General features: G+C 72.1%; 15 protein-coding genes. 5 read left to right on the forward strand and 10 right to left on the reverse strand.

Annotated elements, in window-relative coordinates; genetic code table 11:
• Positions 1 to 47 precede the first annotated feature (47 nt).
• The 3 genes from AC4BGB_RS19460 to AC4BGB_RS19470 all read left to right on the forward strand — a co-directional run bounded on the left by AC4BGB_RS19460 (position 48) and on the right by AC4BGB_RS19470 (position 4,565).
• Positions 48 to 2,762 carry a bifunctional acetate--CoA ligase family protein/GNAT family N-acetyltransferase gene (locus AC4BGB_RS19460; protein ID WP_490548643.1) on the forward strand — a complete coding sequence of 905 codons (2,715 nt, stop codon included), beginning with the start codon at positions 48 to 50 and terminating at the stop codon, positions 2,760 to 2,762.
• A 70-nt stretch (positions 2,763 to 2,832) separates the two neighbouring features.
• Entirely contained in the window at positions 2,833 to 3,423 is a 591-nt protein-coding gene (locus tag AC4BGB_RS19465; protein WP_490548644.1) for a DUF5998 family protein, read from the forward strand.
• Between the two features lie 2 nt (positions 3,424 to 3,425).
• A complete protein-coding gene (locus tag AC4BGB_RS19470) occupies positions 3,426 to 4,565 on the forward strand; it encodes an alkaline phosphatase family protein (protein ID WP_490548645.1) in 1,140 nt (379 codons plus the stop codon).
• 9 nt (positions 4,566 to 4,574) lie between these two features.
• Here the strand turns inward: AC4BGB_RS19470 and AC4BGB_RS19475 are convergent, their stop codons facing one another.
• Positions 4,575 to 5,222, reverse strand: a complete 648-nt coding sequence (locus AC4BGB_RS19475; RefSeq protein ID WP_490548646.1) for a thymidine kinase — start codon at positions 5,220 to 5,222, stop codon at positions 4,575 to 4,577.
• A 16-nt stretch (positions 5,223 to 5,238) separates the two neighbouring features.
• Here AC4BGB_RS19475 and AC4BGB_RS19480 point away from each other — a divergent pair, with 16 nt between their 5' ends.
• Entirely contained in the window at positions 5,239 to 6,072 is an 834-nt protein-coding gene (locus tag AC4BGB_RS19480; protein ID WP_490548647.1) for a sulfurtransferase, read from the forward strand.
• On the opposite strand, the gene AC4BGB_RS19485 is transcribed toward AC4BGB_RS19480, so the two are convergent.
• The 7 genes from AC4BGB_RS19485 to sepH form a co-directional block, all read right to left on the reverse strand.
• Positions 6,032 to 6,424, reverse strand: a complete 393-nt coding sequence (locus AC4BGB_RS19485) for a DUF952 domain-containing protein (protein WP_490548648.1) — start codon at positions 6,422 to 6,424, stop codon at positions 6,032 to 6,034. The genes AC4BGB_RS19480 and AC4BGB_RS19485 overlap by 41 nt on opposite strands.
• 218 nt (positions 6,425 to 6,642) lie before the next feature.
• Positions 6,643 to 7,224, reverse strand: coding sequence for an RNA-guided endonuclease InsQ/TnpB family protein (locus AC4BGB_RS19490; protein ID WP_490548649.1), 582 nt, complete (start codon positions 7,222 to 7,224; stop codon positions 6,643 to 6,645).
• Positions 7,196 to 8,017 carry a helix-turn-helix domain-containing protein gene (locus tag AC4BGB_RS19495; protein ID WP_490548650.1) on the reverse strand — a complete coding sequence of 274 codons (822 nt, stop codon included), beginning with the start codon at positions 8,015 to 8,017 and terminating at the stop codon, positions 7,196 to 7,198. The genes AC4BGB_RS19490 and AC4BGB_RS19495 overlap by 29 nt, the downstream gene beginning before the upstream one ends.
• 52 nt (positions 8,018 to 8,069) lie before the next feature.
• Positions 8,070 to 8,867, reverse strand: coding sequence for an IS5 family transposase (locus tag AC4BGB_RS19500; RefSeq protein WP_490548651.1), 798 nt, complete (start codon positions 8,865 to 8,867; stop codon positions 8,070 to 8,072).
• A gap of 44 nt (positions 8,868 to 8,911) precedes the next feature.
• Positions 8,912 to 9,361 carry a hypothetical protein gene (locus AC4BGB_RS19505; protein ID WP_490548652.1) on the reverse strand — a complete coding sequence of 150 codons (450 nt, stop codon included), beginning with the start codon at positions 9,359 to 9,361 and terminating at the stop codon, positions 8,912 to 8,914.
• Positions 9,362 to 9,467: 106 nt separating this feature from the next.
• Positions 9,468 to 11,492, reverse strand: a complete 2,025-nt coding sequence (locus AC4BGB_RS19510) for an SDR family oxidoreductase (RefSeq protein ID WP_490548653.1) — start codon at positions 11,490 to 11,492, stop codon at positions 9,468 to 9,470.
• A 135-nt stretch (positions 11,493 to 11,627) separates the two neighbouring features.
• A complete protein-coding gene (gene sepH, locus AC4BGB_RS19515; protein ID WP_490548654.1) occupies positions 11,628 to 12,740 on the reverse strand; it encodes a septation protein SepH in 1,113 nt (370 codons plus the stop codon).
• Between the two features lie 99 nt (positions 12,741 to 12,839).
• On the opposite strand from sepH, the gene AC4BGB_RS19520 reads away from it, so the two are divergent.
• Positions 12,840 to 13,475: a trimeric intracellular cation channel family protein gene (locus AC4BGB_RS19520; RefSeq protein WP_490548655.1), complete on the forward strand. Its 636-nt coding sequence runs from the start codon at positions 12,840 to 12,842 to the stop codon at positions 13,473 to 13,475.
• A gap of 35 nt (positions 13,476 to 13,510) precedes the next feature.
• Here the strand turns inward: AC4BGB_RS19520 and AC4BGB_RS19525 are convergent, their stop codons facing one another.
• Both AC4BGB_RS19525 and AC4BGB_RS19530 read right to left on the reverse strand, forming a co-directional pair.
• Positions 13,511 to 14,803, reverse strand: a complete 1,293-nt coding sequence (locus AC4BGB_RS19525) for a D-arabinono-1,4-lactone oxidase (RefSeq protein ID WP_490548656.1) — start codon at positions 14,801 to 14,803, stop codon at positions 13,511 to 13,513.
• 10 nt (positions 14,804 to 14,813) lie between these two features.
• Positions 14,814 to 16,019 (reverse strand): MFS transporter, encoded by a 1,206-nt coding sequence (locus AC4BGB_RS19530; RefSeq protein ID WP_490548657.1) that lies wholly within the window; start codon positions 16,017 to 16,019, stop codon positions 14,814 to 14,816.
• Positions 16,020 to 16,047 lie beyond the last annotated feature (28 nt).

The raw sequence follows: 16,047 nt of genomic DNA on the forward strand, positions 1-16,047 counted from the left end.
ATCGATCAGGGGGCACGCCGTAGGGCCGCGGACGGTACATTTCACTCGTGACCGCGACGGGCGTCGACCCAGCCCCCTCCCCCCGGGACTATCCCGAGCACTGGGAGGCCGACGTCCTGCTCCGGGACGGGCGCACCGCCCACCTGCGCCCGATCGTGCCCGAGGACGCCGAGGGGCTCGTGGAGTTCTACGCGCAGGTCTCCGACCAGTCGAAGTACTTCCGGTTCTTCGCGCCGATGCCCAGGCTCTCCGACCGCGACGTCGAGCGGTTCACCCACGTGGACTACCGCGACCGGGTCGCGTTCGTGATGACGGTTGCGCAGAAGATCATCGCGGTCGGGCGCTACGACGTGGTCGAGGAGGGGCGCGCCGAGGTCGCCTTCCTGGTGCAGGACGCCCACCAGGGCCGCGGCATCGCGCAGCTGCTCCTCGAGCACCTCGCGCAGGCCGGGCGCGAGCGGGGCGTGGGCAGGTTCGTCGCCGAGGTGCTGCCCGACAACCGCCGGATGATCCAGGTCTTCCGGGAGCAGGGGTACGTCGTCAAGGGCGGCTGGGACGAGGGGGTGATGCACCTCGAGTTCGACATCGACCCCACCGAGACCTCGATCGGCGTGCTCGCCGCGCGCGAGCACCGTTCCGAGGCGGCGTCCATCGCGGCCTTCCTCAACGCCCGCAGCGTGGCCGTCATCGGGGCCTCGCGGCGCAGCGACACGATCGGCGCGCTCCTGGTGCGCAACCTGGTGCTCGGGGACTACTCCGGCCGGGTCTACGTGGTGAACCCCGCTGCGGACGCCGTGGCCGGCATGCCGGCGTACGCAAGCGTCAGCGACATCCCCGGCGAGGTCGAGGTCGCGATCGTGGCCGTGCCAGCCGAAGCCGTGCAGGACGTCGTCCTCGACTGCGCCGCGAAGGGCGTCCACGGGCTGATCGTGATCTCCAGCGGCTTCGCGGAGACCGGCGAGGAGGGGCGCCACCGCCAGCGCAAGCTGGTCGGCCTCGCGCGCTCCTACGGGCTGCGCCTGATCGGGCCCAACTGCCTCGGGGTGATCAACACCGCCTCCGAGGTCTCGCTGAACGCATCGCTGGCGCCGCTGATGCCACCGCGCGGGAGGGCGGGCTTCTTCTGCCAGTCCGGTGCGCTGGGCTCGGCGATCCTCGAGAAGGTGCGCGGGCGTGGCCTGGGGCTCTCCACCTTCGTCAGCGCGGGCAACCGCGCCGACGTCTCCGGCAACGACCTGCTGCAGTACTGGGAGGAGGACGCCGCGACCGAGGTCATCCTGCTCTACCTGGAGTCCATCGGTAACCCGCGCAAGTTCTCCCGAATCGCCCGCCGCGTCTCCCGCTCCAAGCCGATCATCGCGGTCCGCTCCGGGCGCAGCACCCAGGGCGTGCCGATGGGCCACGCCGTACGCCAGATCGCCGCGCCGCCCGAGGCCGTGGACGCGATGTTCCGCCAGGCGGGGATCATCCAGGTGGACACCCTCGACGAGATGTTCGACGTCGCCCAGCTGCTCGCCCACCAGCCGCTGCCGACCGGCCCCCGGGTCGCGATCGTCGGCAACTCCGACGCCCTCGGGCTCCTCGCAGTCGACGCGGCCGCCGCCAGCGGGCTCACCGTCACCAGCGCCACGGCGCTCGGGGCCGACGCGACGGCGGAGGACTTCGAGGACGCCCTCGACGCCGCGATCGACGACGGGCACGTGGACGCCGTGGTGGCGGTCTACATCCCGCCCCTGGACGCGGGTGGCGAGGAGGTGGCGAACGTGCTCGCCGCCGTCGGCGAGCAGTCGGACAAGCCCCTGGTCTCCTCCTTCCTCGGACGTGAGGGGGTGCCCGAGCTGCTGCGGGTCCCCGACGTCTCGGGCCACACCGCCGGCCGCGGTTCGGTCCCGTCGTACCCCGCGGTCGAGGCCGCGGTGCGCGCCCTGGCCCGGGTGGTGGACTACGCCGCCTGGCTCGGCCGCCACGACGACGAGGTGGGTGTTCTGGAGGACATCGAGCTCGACGCCGCCAAGCGGCAGGTGAACGGACTCCTGGTCGACCACCCCGAGGGACACGAGCTCTCCGAGGCCGAGCTGCGCGACCTGCTCGGCAACTACGGGATCGACCTGTGGGAACGGCGCCACGTCGGGACCGTCGAGGAGGCGATCGAGGCCGCCGGGGACCTCGGCTGGGACGTCGTGCTCAAGGCGACCGCCGACCGGCTGCGGCAGCGTCCCGACCAGGCCCACGTGTGGCGCAACATCCATGACGCGCAGGAGATGCGCGACGCCTGGCACTCGCTGAGCGCGATCATCGCCGACCCCACCGACGCCGGGTTCGTCGTGCAGCGCACCGCCGCGCCCGGCGTCCCCGTCGCCGTCCGTGGCCTCGAGGACCCGCTCTTCGGCCCGGCCGTCTCCTTCGGTGTCTCCGGCGCGCTGACCGAGCTCGTCGGCGACCGGGCGTTCCGGATCCCGCCGATCAGCGGGCTCGACGCCGCCGAGACGGTGCGGTCCATCAAGGCGGCGCCGCTGCTGTTCGGCTACCGGGGGAGCGAGCAGGTCGACGTGCCCGCGGTGGAGGACCTGCTCCGCCGGGTGGCGCAGCTGAAGATCGACCTGCCCCAGGTCAGCCAGATCGACCTGGGACTCGTGCACGCCACCGCCGACGGGGTGACCGTGCTGCAGGCCGCGGGCCGGGTGGACGCGATGCTCGAGCCCCGCTCGGACCTGTTCGTACGCCGGCTCACCGACCCGCTCGACGACTCGCTGCCCCGCTGAGCGGCCTCGCCGTGCACCGTGCGCGTGCAGCGGCGGGCGGCTGGGCCGGAACGCGTGACAGACTGCGGTCATGCGTCAAGCACCCCCCAGCGACCGCTTCTCCGACCTCGTGATGGCGATCGAGAAGACCGGCTACTACCCGCAGGTCGTCGCCGCCGGAGTCCGGTCGGCCGTCGCCGGCGAGAACGTCACCTCCTACCTCGTCCACCACGAGCCCACCATCGACCGGGACGAGGTGCGCCGGCACATCACGGTCGTCGTGCTCACCGGGACCCGGCTGATCCTGTGCCACACCGACGAGCACGCTCCTGACGACCTGCTGCCCGAGCCCTACACCTCCACCTCCACCGAGGCGATCCAGCTGAGCTCGGTGCGCTCGATCGTGGTGAACCGGATGGTGGCGAACCCGGCGACCTTCGCCGGTGGCGGTGAGCCCACTCCCAGCGAGGCCGTGCTCACCATCGGCTGGGGCGGCATCAACCGGATCGACCTCGAGCCCGCCGCCTGCGCGGATCCCGAGTGCGACGCGGACCACGGCTACACCGGCATGGTGGTCTCCGACGACTTCTCGCTGCGGGTCAGCTCGGCAGCGGACGGCCAGGGTGCCGTCGACGACCTCCTCGTCTTCGCCGAGAGCCTCTCCGCCCGCACGCAGACCTGACGGTGCGGCCAGCCCTGCCGGACTTCGTAGAGCCGGCCTACTCCGGCGACCTGGCGGGTCGCACCCTCGGCGACGTGCTGCCTGCGGTCGCCCGGGCCCTCGGCGTCGACGTCGGCTTCCACGAGTCCTCGCTGCGGCTGCCCCCGGCGCCGGCGTACGTCGTGATGCTGGTGGACGGGCTCGGTCACGACCTGCTGGCCGAGCACCGGGTGCAGGCGCCGTACCTGCACTCCCTGCTGGGGGAGCCGCCGGCCACCTGCGGCGTCCCGTCGACCACGGCCACCTCGCTGACCTCCCTTGGCACGGCGCTCGCGCCGGGCCAGCACGGGCTGGTCGGGTTCAGCTCACGGGTGCCCGAGACCGGCGCGCTGCTGAACTCGCTGTTCTGGGACCAGCCGGTCGACCCGCTGCAGTGGCAGCCCAACGCCACCGCCTTCACGCGGCTCGAGGCGGCCGGGGTGCACACGAGCGTGGTCAGCAAGCGCGAGTTCGCCGGCTCGGGACTGACCCGGTGCGGCCAGCGCGGCGCGGAGTACGTCGGCGCCGACGACGTGGCCGAGCGGGTCGCGGGAGCCGTCGCGGGAGCTGCGCGACGCCCCTCGGTGACCTATGTCTACGACGGTGACCTCGACTGGCACGGCCACCGTGCGGGGGTGGACTCCCAGCGCTGGCGTGCGCAGCTGCGCGACATCGACGAGGACGTCCAGGAGCTGCGCGACGAGCTGCCCGACGAGGTCCGGCTGGTGGTGGTCGCCGACCACGGGATGATCGACTCCCCGGCGGAACGCCACGTCGACATCGACGGGTTCGCGCAGCTGCGCGACGGGGTCACCCTGCTCGGTGGCGAGGCCAGGTTCCGGCACGTGTACTGCCGCGGCGGTGCGGTGCCCGCCGTCGCCGACGCGTGGCGCGAGACCCTGGGCGACCGGGCGACGGTGCTCACCCGCGACGAGGCGATCGAGCGCGGCTGGTTCGGCGAGGTGGACTCGCGGGTGCGCCTGCGCCTCGGCGACGTGGTCGTGGCCGCCCGCGACGACTGGGCCCTGATGAGCTCCACGGACTTCCCCTACGAGATGACGCTCGTGGGCCTGCACGGCTCCCTGACACCGCGCGAGATGCACATCCCGATCCTCGTCGGCTGACGCAGCCCTCTAGGAGAACGGGAGCGGCTCGGCGATCATCGAGATCGCCCTGGCCCGTGAGGCCGTCATCCGGCGGCGGTGATGGGCCCTGCAGAGGACCTCGTAGGAGATCTCCGCCGGCACCTCTCCCTCGACGTCACCCACGACGATGACCTCGCCCTCGGTGACCATCTCGCCGTCGGCCGTCCGGGCGTTGTGGGTGGCCCGCTTGCCGCACCAGCACAGCGCCTCGACCTGGAGCACGTTCATCCGGTCGGCGAGCTCGACCAGGCGCCGGGACCCCTCGAAGAGCTGGGTGCGGAAGTCGGAGAGGATCCCGAAGGCGAACACGTCGAGCTGCAGCTCGTCGACGATCTTGGCGAGCTGGTCGACCTGCGCGCCGGTGTAGAACTGGGCCTCGTCGCAGATCAGGTAGTCGATCCTGGCGCCGTGGGTGAGCTCGTCGACGACGTAGCGCCAGAAGTCGAAGTCCTCGTCGACCTCGAGGGCGTCGTGGGTCAGGCCGAGCCGGGAGGAGATCCGGGCCGAGCCCGCACGGTCGTGGGTGGTGAAGATCCGGCCGATCCGGCCCCGGGCGGCGTGGTTGTGGTTCGTCTGCAGCGCGAGCGTGCTCTTCCCGGAGTCCATCGTGCCGGTGAAGAATTGGAGTTCAGCCATCGGGGAGGATCATGCCATGCACGCATCCCGGAGCCAGCCGCTGATCGACGTCGAAGCCCTCGCAGCCGCGGTCGCCGCAGGCTCGTGCACCGTGCTCGACGTCCGCTACCGGATGGGCGGGCCTCCCGGGGCCGAGGAGTACGCCCGGGGTCACGTCCCCGGCGCGGCGTACGTCGACCTGGACGGGGTGCTGGCGTCGCCTCCCGGGACGGGCGGGCGGCACCCGCTGCCGGACCCGGAGGTCTTCCAGCGGGCCATGCGCGCCGCAGGGGTGAGCGAGGATCGCCCCGTCGTGGTGTACGACGACTGGGCCGGCCGGGCCGCGGCGAGGTGCTGGTGGCTGCTGCGCTGGGCGGGCCATCCCGACGTGCGTGTCCTGGACGGCGGCTGGAGCGCCTGGGTGGAGGCAGGTCAGCCGGTCTCCACCGAGTCCGTGCACCCGGCCCCCGGCGACTTCGTCGCACGGCCCGGACAGCTGCCGGTGCTGGAGACCGACGAGGTCCTGGCCTTCGCCCACGACCACGTGCTCCTCGACGCACGCGAGCCGGAACGCTTCCGGGGCGAGGTGGAGCCGGTCGACCCGGTGGCCGGCCACATCCCCGGGGCGGTCAACGTCCCGACGAGTCGCAACCTGCGTCCCGACGGGCGGTTCCGCAGCCGCGAGGAGCTGGTCGGGCACTACGCCGTGGCGCAGGGCCGCGAGGTCGCGGCGTACTGCGGCTCGGGCGTGACCGCTGCCCACGACGTGCTCGCGATGGCGGTGGCCGGCATCGAGGCCGCGCTCTACCCGGGTTCGTGGAGCGAGTGGGTCACCGACCCGGACCGGCCGGTGGCAACGGGCGAGGCCTGAGGCCCTGGTGGTCGGAGCCCGGGTCGCCGTCCTGGTCGCCGTCCTGGTCGAGAGGCTGCACCGCGACGACCGCGTCGGGTGACAGCGGGCCGTAGATGTGCGGGAACGTGTCGTCGCCCACGGGGTCCTCCTGCCACGGCACGCCGAGCAGGTCGGTGTCGATGCTCAGCAGGACCAGTGGCTCGCCGGCGTCGCGGTAGTAGCGGTCGAACACGCCGGCCACCTGGCCCACCCGTGCGGCGTGCAGGAATCCCTGCTGCGCCAGGCTGACCCCGCGGGTCGACGTGGTGTAGGCACCTGAGCGCCGCGCGGCCTCCCAGTCGGCGACGGTGGCGAGGTGGAAGATCCGCATCAGCACATCGTGGCACTCACTGAGTGTGTCCCTTTCGCGGGACTCACCGGCTCCCCTTGACCCGCCCCTCTACTGAGGGGCGGGTTCTTGGTTGCCTTCCAGCCGCCGCACCACCTGGGGTGTGGTCTTGCGCTGGTTCCGACCCAGGGCCTCATTGTGGTGCGAGGTGACGGTCGGCTCTTGGCCCGGCTCATCCGGGTGCAGACACGGTGCGTGTGTCAGGCGGCCGCGGGAATCGGTGGAGTCTCGGGTGGGGGTGCGGTGTAGCGGGCCAGGTTGACAGCCGCGTTGACGTCCCGGTCGATGACGAGCCCACACGCCGTGCAGGCGTAGACCCGGTCCGAGAGCTTCAGGTCGGCGTGGAGGCTGCCGCACCCGGAGCACGTCTTCGACGACGGGAACCAGCGGTCGGCGATGACCAGCTCGGTGTCGTACCAGGCTGCCTTGTAGGTGAGCTGGCGACGGAACTCCCCGAACGCAGCGTCCGAGACCACGCGTGCGAGCCGCCGGTTGGCGAGCATGCCGGCCGCGTTCAGGTCCTCGATGACCACGGACGTGTACCCGCGGGCCAGGTCGCCTGTGATCTGGTGGAGCAGGTTCCGGCGCAGGTGTGTCATCCGGGCGTGCATCTTGCCCAGGCGACGTGCTGCCTTCTTCCGGCCGTTGGAGTCTCGCTTGGTTCTCGCGAGAGCCTGGTTGGCCAGCTTCAGGCGTGCCTGGGCGTGCTGCAGCGCTTTCACCCCCGCCCATGCCTGCAGCTGGCGTCCATCCTCATCCGCGACCACGGCGAGGGTCTTCACCCCCCAGGTCCACGCCCACCCGAGACGTGTGCCGGCTGGTCGGCGTACGGCGCTGGTGGTGCATCGTTGCTGCGACGCCGGTGACGGCGACGACCCAGCGGCCGCGCTCGAGCCGGAACGATGCCGCGTAGATGTGAAACCGTCCCACCGCGAGCATCTTGGCGAGCTTCCCGGTGTGCTCGTGGACCCGGATCTCGCCTAGCTTGGGGAACCTCATCGACCGCGGCCCGGTCGGCCGCACCGGGGACGCCTGCCCCTCGGCGTACTTCGAGCGCAGCCGGAACGCCGGCGCGGTCTTGTGCCGCGACTTGAACCGCGGGAACCCGGCCGCCTTCCCGGCGCGGGCGCCCTTGCGGGAGTCGGACCAGTTCTTCAACGCCTGGGCCGCATTCACGCTCGCGCACTCGAAGACGTCAGCGGACACCTCGCCCCGCCATGGCAGCCCGCGGACCTCGTTGCCGTCCTCGTCCCACGTGATCCGGGTGTCGGCGGCGCGGCCGTCCTTCCAGGCGTTCATCTCGTTGATGAACGACACCTTCGACCACGACAGGGACGGGGTGAGGACGGCGTCCGCGATGCCGTAGGTGCGCTCGGCCGCGCGCTGGTCCAGGTTGGCCCGCATCCGGGCGAGGTGATGGTTGTACGCGAGCCTCGCCGCGCCCGCGTGCGCACGCAGCAACTGGTCCTGGGCTCGGGTCGGGGTCAGGGTGAACTTGAACGTCGTCGACCTCGTCAGCGGCGCACCGGTGTGCGACACCAGTACGGCGGTGTCGTTCTTCACGGCGGCGGGCATGAGGCTGATGGTGCCGCCCAGCACCGACAGCGCAGCAGATAGGGGAACAGGGTCAGGCAGGGGCGAGCTCGCGCAGCAGCAACGCCACACACGCGACCTGGAGCCAACCGGTCGCCGAGCTGGTGGTGTTCTCGAAGCTCTTCGCCAACCTCCGGCTGCGTCCGAGCATCCCGTGGGCGACCTCGACCCGCCACGCGTGCGCGATGGGCCGGAACACCGGCTGACGGTCGGGCCAGAACACCTGGCGCACCTCGAGCTCGAACCGGCGCGACATCGTACGAGCGGCCCGGGCCGTGGTCCCGCGGTCGACCAGGACCAGCTCGAGCCGCTCTGTGACACCCAGGTCGACCAGGTGCTCGAGCAGCAGCTCCGTCGCCCGGGACTCCGTCGTCGATGCCGGCACCACGATGGCACCGACCGGCATCCCGGTCGCGTCGACCGGGACTACCCGCTTGGCGCCCAACGTCGCGCCGTACGGGCCGCCGCGGTCGTGGAACGTCACACCGCCCTGGGAGGCACCGCGCGCAAGCTGGGAGTCGATGACCACCATCGACGGGTGGGCGTCCCGGTCCGCCGCCAGGCGCAGCTGCTCGTGCAGGACGGCCAGCAGGGTGGCCCAGGTGCCGTTGCGTGACCAGCGGCGGAACTGCGACCACACCCGCGTCCACGGCCCGAACGACTCCGGCAGGTACCGCCACTGGCAGCCCGTCCGCGTGATGTAGAGGATGCCGTCCACCACGGTGCGCAGGTCCGCGTGCTTGCGGCCAGACTTCCCAGGACGGATCAGCGCAGGTTCGAGCAGTGCCCACTGCTCATCGGTCAGGTCAGACGGGTGCTCACGAGCACTCACATCGGCCACCGTCGCGCCGACCTGAGCGAAAGGGACACACTCAGTCAGGCCGTGGCTGCGAGTTCTCCCGGGACGTTGCCCGACAGGTCCCCGAGCGGGCTGAGCCGCGCGAGCAGGCTCTCGAAGAGCCCGGCGGTCTCCTCCAGGGAGAGCAGCGCGGCCTCGTGGCCGCGCCAGCCGAAGACCACGGCGCCGTCGAGATCGTGGGTCTCCAGCGGCACCGCCCCGGGGTTGAGCACCAGCCGCCCGGCCGCCCCGGCCTGCCGGTGGGACTCGCAGTCGCACTCCGCGCGCAGGAGCAGGGTGGTCAGGTCCGAGGGCCGGTAGGCCGCCAGGCGGAGCCGGGTGCCGCGGGCGTCGAAGTGCAGCACCCGGTCGGTGCCGGGCCGTTCACGCAGCCACAGGGAGACGGGGACGGCGTGGCTGGGGGCGAGCACCTCGTAGCCGCGCGCGCCGAGCGCGCGGGTCCAGGTGCCGAAGTTCATCGGTGGCATGGGGAGATCGATCCTGTGTGTCGGGGCTGTCGGGGTCCGGGGGACGCACCAGCCCGCAGGCTGGTGTCAGCGGCAGCGACAACACAGGTTCAGCACGAGATGGAGGCTACCAGTGGACGCCGCGGAACGCGCGGGCGAGCGCACGCTGGACACTGACGCGCTCGGTGCGCGCGTCGTCGTCGCCGCGGGCGGCCGTGGAGTCCGGGAACACCTGGTAGGCCACGTGCAGGATCCGGAAGGCAGTCCGGGGGGCCAGCGTGTGCCCGAGGGCGCCGAGGTTGCCGGTGAGGGTGTTGATCTCGTGGGGCCGTTCGACCAGGGCCCGGATCACCTTCGCCGCGGCCTGCGCCGGGGTGATCGCGGGGAACTTGTCGTACATCTTGGTCGGGGCGATCATCGGCGTGCGGACCAGCGGCATGTGGATGCTGGTGAAGGACACGCCGTCGCTGATCAGCTCGCTGGAGACCACGTTGCTCCACGCGTCCAGGGCGGCCTTGGAGGCGACGTACGCCGAGAACCGCGGTGGGCTGGTGAGGACGCCGATCGAGGACACGTTGACCACGTGGCCCGACCGCTGCTCGCGCATCTTGGGCAGGATCCCGAGGACCAGGCGGACCGCCCCGAAGTAGTTGAGCTGCATGGTGCGCTCGAAGTCGTGGAAGCGGTCCTCGCTCAACCGCAGCGAGCGCCGGATGGAACGGCCGGCGTTGTTGACCACGTAGTCGATGTGCTCGAAGTCCTCGTCGAGCTGCTTGGTCAGGGCGTCGATGGCCTCGAGGTCGGAGAGGTCGCAGGGGTAGCTGTACGCCGTCCCGCCCTGGGCCTCGATCAGCCGCCGGGTCGACTCCAGCTTGTCCCGCCCACGGGCGACCAGGATCGGGATGCCCCCGGCCTTGGCGATCTGCACCGCGGTGACCAGCCCGATGCCGGAGGAGGCGCCGGTGATCACCACGACCTTGCCGGCGAGCTCGCGGACCGCCGAGGAGTCGCTCCTGATCGAGTCGTCGAGCATCTCCTCCCAGTAGGACCACAGCGTCGAGGCGTAGGAGTCCAGGTCGGGCACCGAGATCCCGGAGCCGGCCAGCGCCTTGTCCGTGGAGCGGGTGGCGTAGACCGAGGGGAAGGAGACGTGCTCGAGCACCTCGGGAGGAATGCCGAGGCGACCGATGGTCTGGCTCAGCGCGAGGTGCAGCGCCGGTGTCCGCAGCGCGGCCGCGACGAGGTTGGCCGGCCGCAGCGCCCGGGGGAGGAGCTCGGTGGGCAGGATCGAGGTGACGCTGCGGTCGACCGGGACCGCGAACCGCGGGGCCTTGGCGGCGGCCGCCAGCGTGTTCACGAGGTCGACGGTCCCGATCGGGTCGGGGTTGACGAGGTGGAAGGCCTGCCCGTCGAGCCCGCGCTCGTGCGCGAGGTGGTCCATCGCCCGGGCGACGTAGTCCACCGGGACCACGTTGGTGTCGCCGAGGTCGACGCCGACGAGAGGAAGCCAGGCGGGCACGTTGTCGCGCAGCCGCTTGAGCAGCGGGAAGAAGTAGTACGGCCCGTCGATCTTGTCCATCGCCCCGGTCTCGGAGTGGCCGACCACGATCGCCGGCCGGTAGATCCGCCAGGGGACGCCGGCCTCCTCGCGCACGATCCGCTCGGACTCGAACTTGGTGCGGTGGTACGCCGAGGGCAGCCGCTGGCCCTCGTCGAACATCGTCTCGTCGAACACGCCGCGGTAGTCGCCCGAGACGGCCACCGAGGAGACGTGGTGCAGGCAGGACACCTCGAGGCGGGCGGCGAGGTCGATGGCGTTGCGGGTGCCACCGACGTTCATCGTCTCGTTCAGGTCCTCCGAGGCGGTCATGTCGTAGATGGCGGCGAGGTGGAAGAAGTGGTCGATCTCGTCCGCGTGCGCGGTGACCCACTGGTGGCTCACCCCCAGGCCGGGCTCACCGAGGTCGCCGATGACGGGCACGACCCGGTCGGCGTCGAGACCGGCTGCGCCCCACTCCTCGATCATCGCCTCCAGCCGGGGGAGCGATCCCTCCCGGCAGAGCGCGAAGACCTCGCCGTCGCGGTGGTCGAGCAGTTCCTGGACCAGGTGCCGACCGAGGAACCCGGTCGCACCGGTGACGAAGTAGGCCATGGTGAGATGCACCGCTCTCAGGGGTCGACGAGGTTGACTGAGGTCATTCAACTCGCCCGAGCGCGCCGGGTCACCATCATCGACCAGATGCCGACCTGCCGGCACCCCTCGTCCGGGGCCGGTGCCCCGGGTCGGTCAGTCGTTCTTGCCGCCGCCGAACATGATCTCGTCCCACGACGGGACCGAGGAACGGCTCTTCTTCTTCGGCGCCGGTGCGGGCGCCGGAGGCGGGGTCGGCGGTACGTCGGCCACGGACTCCTCGACCTCGACCGGGTCCAGCGCCCCGTTCTCGTTGAGGTGGTCCTCGATCTCCGGGATCGGCTGGAGGTCGGGCTCGCCGCCGGGTCCGGCGTCGCGCTGGTGCTCCGAGAGCGTCTGGCCCGCCGCCGGGGGAACCGCGGGGCGGTCCTGCGCGAGCCAGTCGGCGTCCGCGGCGGCAGCCGGGTCAGCGGTCCGGTCGCCGGCCTCGGAGCCGGTCTCGGAGGAGCCGGTCTCGACATCGGGGGAGTCGGCAGTGGCCGGCTCCGGGTCGGGCTGCCGGTCCCTGACCAGCTCGATGGCGTCGTCGCCGAGCGGCAGCTCGTCCTGGGAGGGCACCGAGCTCAGCCGGCGGATGCTGCCGGCGCGGTCGCCGTCCGGCTGCCCGGGAGTGGCAGGGGCCTCGGTCTCGCGCACCTCGCCGGTGAGCACGAGCGCCTCCTGGTTCTGCGCGACCACGTAGCGCCCCGGCATGTCATGGGTGAACTCCGCGGTGCGCGGGGTGCCGCGGACGGCGTACGTCGCCACCAGCGCCCAGCGGCCGTCGGGGCGACGCCAGGCGTCCCACTCCACGTCCTCGTCGTGCAGGCCGTGGTCGCTGAAGAACATCGCAGCGGCCTCCCCGAGGGTGCGGCCCCCGGAGGAGGACTCCCCGGAGCGGCGGCGGACCGAGGCCTTGAGCGCGGTCTGGGCGACGTGGGCCCGCTCCGCCAGCACGGGGGTGGCGAAGCCCATGATGGCCTCCACGGACGTCTGCGCGGCCGCGGCGACCTCCTCGGGTGACTCGCCCGCCCGGATGCGGGCCTGGATGTCGCGAGGGCGCAGTGCGCTTTCCATCTTCATCTCCAACTGGCCGAGTCGTGCGTTCTCGCCACGCAGTACGGCGCGTAGCCGGGCGTCCACGGGGACCGCGAACTCCTCGCCCGTCGGGCTCACCAGCAGCAGTCGCCTGCCGTTCTGACTGAGCCCCACCGGGGTGAGGTCCTGCATGCTCGCTGCTCCTTCGCATCACACCTGCGGCCCCGAGCCTACTTCAGCCCGGTCCACGCCTGAGCAGGGCGACGCGCCGACCCATCCTAGTGTTGAGCCATGGCCGAACCGAACCCGAGCACCTTCCTGCTGGTGCTCGACCTCAGCGGCATCTTCGTGTTCGCGATCTCCGGCGCCCTGGTCGCCGTGCGCAAGCAGTTCGACGTCTTCGGTGTCCTGGTCCTGGCCGGCACGACCGGGCTCGGTGGCGGCTTCCTGCGAGACGTGCTGATCGCCGCCACGCCGCCGGCTGCACTCACCGACTGGCGCTACCTGATGGTGCCGGTCGCTGCCGGGCTGATCACCTTCGTCTTCCACCCGGCGGTCGGTCGGGCCGAGCGCGTCGTGAACGTCTTCGACGCCGCGGGACTGGGGCTGTTCTGCGTCACCGGGGCGCTGAAGGCCCTCGAGTACGGACTGGGACCGGTGCCCTCGGCGTTGATGGGGATGGTCACCGGCATCGGGGGCGGGATGGCACGCGACCTGCTCGCGGGCCGGGTCCCGGTGGTGTTCTCCAGCGAGCTCTACGCGACCCCGGCACTGGTCGGGGCGACGTGGGCCGTGCTCGCCCAGGGGTGGGGCCTCCCGGAGGGCCTGGTGGCGATCCCCGGGGTGATCCTCTGCTTCGGCCTGCGGGTGCTGGCCCTGTGGCGGGACTGGCGGGCGCCGCTGCCGCGGGGCTCTGCCAGCGTCTAGGGCCAGCGTCCAGGGCCAGCGTCCAGGGCCAGCGTCTAGCCCAGGACCCGGTCGAGGTAGGCGTTGGTGAAGACCCGCTCCGGGTCGAGGCGGTTCCGCAGGTCCTGGAACTCCTGCCAGCGCGGGTAGGCCGGCGCCAGGTCCTCGGCGGTGCGCGTGTGCAGCTTGCCCCAGTGCGGACGGCCGTCGTGGGCGCGGAGCACCTCCTCGACGCCGCCGAAGTACTCGTGGTGGTCGGTCTGGACGTTGGTGTGGAACGCGAGGTACATCGAGTCCCGGCCATAGGCGGCCGAGAGGGGGTGGTCCTCGCCGGGCGAGGTGCGGATCTCCACCGGGAAGCTGATCCGCCAGCCCCGCCGCTCGATCAGGGCGCGGACCTCGGTGAGCACGTCCAGGCCCACCTCGCGCGGCACGGCGTACTCCATCTCGCGGAAGGGCACGCCCCGCCGGGAGGTGAACACCTTGTGGGGCACGTCGCTGTACCGACGGGTGCCCAGCGCCCGCGCGGCCAGTCCGTTGAGCCGGGGGATCAGGCCCGGGCGCACGTTGCCGAGGCGGTTCAGCCAGCCGAACGCGTGGTTCGCCATCAGGTCGTCGTCGATCCAGGTGCGCAGGCGACTGAGGGGCTCGGCGTCGTCGAGCGTGCGGTTGTTGCGCTTGGCGAGCAACCGGTCCGTGTGCGGGAACCAGTACATCTCGAAGTGGTGGTTCTCGGCGACGAGCTCGTCGAACTCCGCGATCGCCTGCTCCCAGCCGATCGGGCCCTCATGGGCCTCGAGGACGAACAGCGGCTCCACCCGCATCGTGATGGAGGTGAGCACGCCCAGGGCGCCGAGGCCGACCCGGCCGACGTCGAGGACGTCGGGGTTCTCCAGCTCGGTGGCGCTGATCAGGGTGCCGTCACCGGCGACGAGCTCCAGCCCGCACACCTGGGAGCCGAGGGAGGCGACCAGGCCGCCGGTGCCGTGGGTTCCGGTGGAGATGGCGCCCGCCAGCGTCTGCTCCTCGATGTCGCCCATGTTGTGCAGGGACAGGCCGAGCCGGGCGAGCCCGGCGTTCAGCTCGTGCAGGGGGGTTCCGGCGAGGGCGGTGACCGTCATGGCGTCGCGGTCGACCGCGACGATGCCGCTGAGCCCGCTCGGGTGCAGCAGCACCCCGTCGGTCACCGCGATGTCGGTGAACGAGTGACCGGTGCCGGGCATCTTGACCGTGAGGCCTTCGCGGCGTGCGGTGACCACGGCGTCGACCACGTCGCCGGCGTCGTGCGGGCTCAGCTCCCTGGCCGGGTGGCTGGTGGCGGTGCCCGCCCAGTTGGTCCATGAGGGCATGCAGGGCAGGCTAGTCCTCCGGGGAGAGGACCCGCTGCCCGACCTGCCCGGGGGCGCGGACCGCGAGCCCGGCGAGTGCCGCCAGGGCCGCGGAGACCGTGCACACCCAGTACGCCGCGGAGCCGCCGCGGTCGTCGGCCACCACTCCCGCGAGCCAGGCGCCCGGGGCGATCCCCGCGCTCATGCCCGTCTGCACCACCCCCATCGCCTCGTTGAGGCGCTCGCGCGGGACGGAGGCCTCGATCACCGAGAACAGCGCGATCAGGGTGGGAGCCAGGGCGAGCCCGGTGACGAAGAGCGCCACCGTGACCACGACCAGACCCGGCAGGAACGGCAGCGAGACCGTGCCGACCGCCAGGATCCCCATCCCGGCGCGTGCCCGCACCAGGGGGCCGCGCTGCCACACGATGGCGCCGGCGACCACTCCCGCGATCAGGCTGCCCAGGGAGAAGGCCCCGAGCATCAGCCCGGAGAACGACTTGCGCCCGGCGTCCTCGGCGAAGGCGACCGAGCCCACCTCCAGCGCCCCGAACAGGCTGCCGAGGGCGACCGCGCCCACGGTCAGTGGGATCAGGAGCCCCCAGGGCATCGGCCGGCGGACGACACCGGGGCGCCGCGGGTGCGCCGGCGGCTCGGTGCGCCGCTGGACCGCGAGCCCCAGGGAGCCCAGCGTGCCGGCCACGACGGCGACCACGAGCCCGGACTGCGGGGCCAGCGTCGTGGACAGGAACGTGACCAGCGCGGGCCCGCTGACGAAGACGACCTCGTCGGCGACGCTCTCCACGGCGAAGGCGGTGTGCCGCTGGCTGTCCACCTCGAGCAGGTGCGCCCAGCGCCCTCGCACCATCGTGCCGATCTGCGGCATCGAGGCCCCGGCGAGGGCTGCGAGCAGGTGCGGCCACGGGGTGTCCCAGCCGTCGGTGATCGACCTGATCATCAGCCCGCTGGACAGCGCGAAGACGAGCGAGTCGACGTACAGCACCCGGCCCTGGCCGAACCGGTCCGCCAGCCTCCCGTGCGGGACGGCGAAGCCCGCGTTGCCGATGACGTACGCCGCCGCGACCTGGCCGGCGAGGGCGTAGGAGCCGGCCAGCGTGCTGACGAGCAGCACGATCCCGAGGGTCATCATCGACATCGGCAGTCGTGCCACGAGCCCGGTGGCGGAGAACGCGAGGGCCCCGGGGCGGGCGAACACGCGGCGGTAGGAGTCGAGCACCCCGCAACGATAGGAAGGCCTGCCGGAA

The sequence above is a fragment of the Nocardioides sp. Z30_9 genome (genome assembly GCF_058215735.1).

Bases quoted from the DNA above. Each gene is read 5' to 3' on its own strand.
- AC4BGB_RS19505 (WP_490548652.1), bottom strand. From the start codon at position 9,361: ATGCCACCGATGAACTTCGGCACCTGGACCCGCGCGCTCGGCGCGCGC.
- AC4BGB_RS19525 (WP_490548656.1), bottom strand. From the start codon at position 14,803: ATGCCCTCATGGACCAACTGGGCGGGCACCGCCACCAGCCACCCGGCC.
- AC4BGB_RS19495 (WP_490548650.1), bottom strand. From the start codon at position 8,017: ATGCCCGCCGCCGTGAAGAACGACACCGCCGTACTGGTGTCGCACACC.
- AC4BGB_RS19475 (WP_490548646.1), bottom strand. From the start codon at position 5,222: ATGGCTGAACTCCAATTCTTCACCGGCACGATGGACTCCGGGAAGAGC.
- AC4BGB_RS19485 (WP_490548648.1), bottom strand. From the start codon at position 6,424: ATGCGGATCTTCCACCTCGCCACCGTCGCCGACTGGGAGGCCGCGCGG.
- AC4BGB_RS19465 (WP_490548644.1), top strand. From the start codon at position 2,833: ATGCGTCAAGCACCCCCCAGCGACCGCTTCTCCGACCTCGTGATGGCG.
- AC4BGB_RS19510 (WP_490548653.1), bottom strand. From the start codon at position 11,492: ATGGCCTACTTCGTCACCGGTGCGACCGGGTTCCTCGGTCGGCACCTG.
- sepH (WP_490548654.1), bottom strand. From the start codon at position 12,740: ATGCAGGACCTCACCCCGGTGGGGCTCAGTCAGAACGGCAGGCGACTG.
- AC4BGB_RS19520 (WP_490548655.1), top strand. From the start codon at position 12,840: ATGGCCGAACCGAACCCGAGCACCTTCCTGCTGGTGCTCGACCTCAGC.
- AC4BGB_RS19480 (WP_490548647.1), top strand. From the start codon at position 5,239: ATGCACGCATCCCGGAGCCAGCCGCTGATCGACGTCGAAGCCCTCGCA.